Below are 1,567 nucleotides of genomic sequence, written 5' to 3'. Positions count from 1 at the left end.
TAGCTCCATGAGAACTCATCGTATCGGCTAGGTTCGATCGCCGCAGCCCAACTGTCGAAGATTTGGACGACATCGATTCCCGATTGAATCTGTTTTTCCATATACAATTTGACCACATCGGTCACTTTTCGGAGGATTTTATGGAGAAGTTCAGGGTTAGAGTACATCATTTTTTTACAGATGTTATAGGTTTTAGTCCCTTGCCCCTCGATCATATAAGTGGCTAACGTCCACGGTGCACCCGTAAATCCGATGAGGGCTTTGTTATCACCGCGCTCATCGAGCTGTTTGCGGAGAATTTGGATGGTTTCATAAACGTAGGTAAGTTTTGATGCCGCTTCCTCACCGCCGATAAGTACATCTAAATCCTCTTCAGAAGTGATCGGTTTTTCGAAAACGGGTCCTTCCCCTTTGATAAAGTCGAGTTGCATCCCCATTTCGTTCGGAACGACCAATATATCGCTGAACAAAATCGCCGCATCAACACCGACAAGATCGACGGGTTGGATCGTCACTTCTGCCGCCATATCGGGAGCGTGGCAAAGATTGAGAAAGTTTCCGGCACGGCGGCGTACTTCCATATACTCAGGGAGATAACGTCCCGCTTGACGCATCATCCATACAGGGGTATAAGGGGTCTCTTTACCGAAACACGCATCAACAAAATTTTTACTCATGGTGACCTACTTTGCTCAAGAAATAAAGACCGACGGCTACAGCTGTGATCGAGAGGGCTAGATAAAGGAGTTCTAATGCTCCGCTAAATACGGTATGTCCCACTTTTTGGAAAAAACCAACGACGAGTACCATGACGATAACTTTCGAGATTTTATCTTTGAGTTGATCGAGTGAATGAACGGCGAGGAGCTGATTTTCATGTCCGTGCTCATCTTTTGCCGGATCGATATCGGAGATAAAGAGCTCATACAGACCAAACGAGAAGATAATCATCACAACCCCGATAAGGTATAAGTCAACTGCACCGATAATACCGCCGACAATCTCTTCGTGAAAGTGTTCAGGATGGGCATGGATAGCATACGTTTGCACAACGTAAGCAGCGGTATTATAAACATCAACACTCGCGACGGCGAAGAGGACAAATGCCCCTACAAGACCGAAAACAACAGCGAGTAGAATGATGAAGCGCGTGCTCCACAACCCATGTTCGAAGAGTTTTTCGAGAAAATTCATCTTATTCTCCTTGCATCTCTACCCATTTTTGGGCGATACGGACGGCGTTTGTCGCAGCTCCTACTCGTAGGTTGTCAGCTACAACCCATAGATGAAGGACATTTTCGCGGTAAAGGTCGTTGCGGATACGTCCCACAAAGGTCTCATTTTGATCCATACAAAGAGACGGCATCGGATAAATACTCTCTTTCGGTTCATCCAGAATGATAATGTTTGGTGCTTTGCGGAGTAATTCACGTGCTTCATCAGCGTCCACCGCACCATCAAACGTGAGGGTAAGTGTTTCGGCATGACCGCGAAGGGTTGGGATACGGACACAGGTTGCACTCACTTCGATCTCTTTGTGCATGATTTTTTGAGTCTCATTCACCAT

General features: G+C 46.3%; 3 protein-coding genes. All 3 read right to left on the bottom strand.

The window, feature by feature from the left end:
- On the bottom strand, positions 1 to 677 hold a 677-nt coding region (locus WA010_RS09030; protein WP_422556801.1), incomplete at its 3' end, for a uroporphyrinogen decarboxylase family protein.
- Positions 670 to 1,194 carry a YqhA family protein gene (locus WA010_RS09025; protein WP_422556800.1) on the bottom strand — a complete coding sequence of 175 codons (525 nt, stop codon included), beginning with the start codon at positions 1,192 to 1,194 and terminating at the stop codon, positions 670 to 672. The genes WA010_RS09025 and WA010_RS09030, both read right to left, overlap by 8 nt.
- Before the next feature lies 1 nt (position 1,195).
- Positions 1,196 to 1,567, bottom strand: a 372-nt coding sequence (locus WA010_RS09020) for an Asd/ArgC dimerization domain-containing protein (protein WP_422556799.1), incomplete at its 5' end; no start/stop codon positions are given.

The sequence above is a fragment of the Sulfuricurvum sp. genome, from assembly GCF_049305995.1.
Taxonomy (GTDB): Bacteria; Campylobacterota; Campylobacteria; order Campylobacterales; family Sulfurimonadaceae; genus Sulfuricurvum.
Note: the sequence above shows the minus strand (reverse complement) of the source record. Positions and strands in the feature narration are given on the sequence as shown.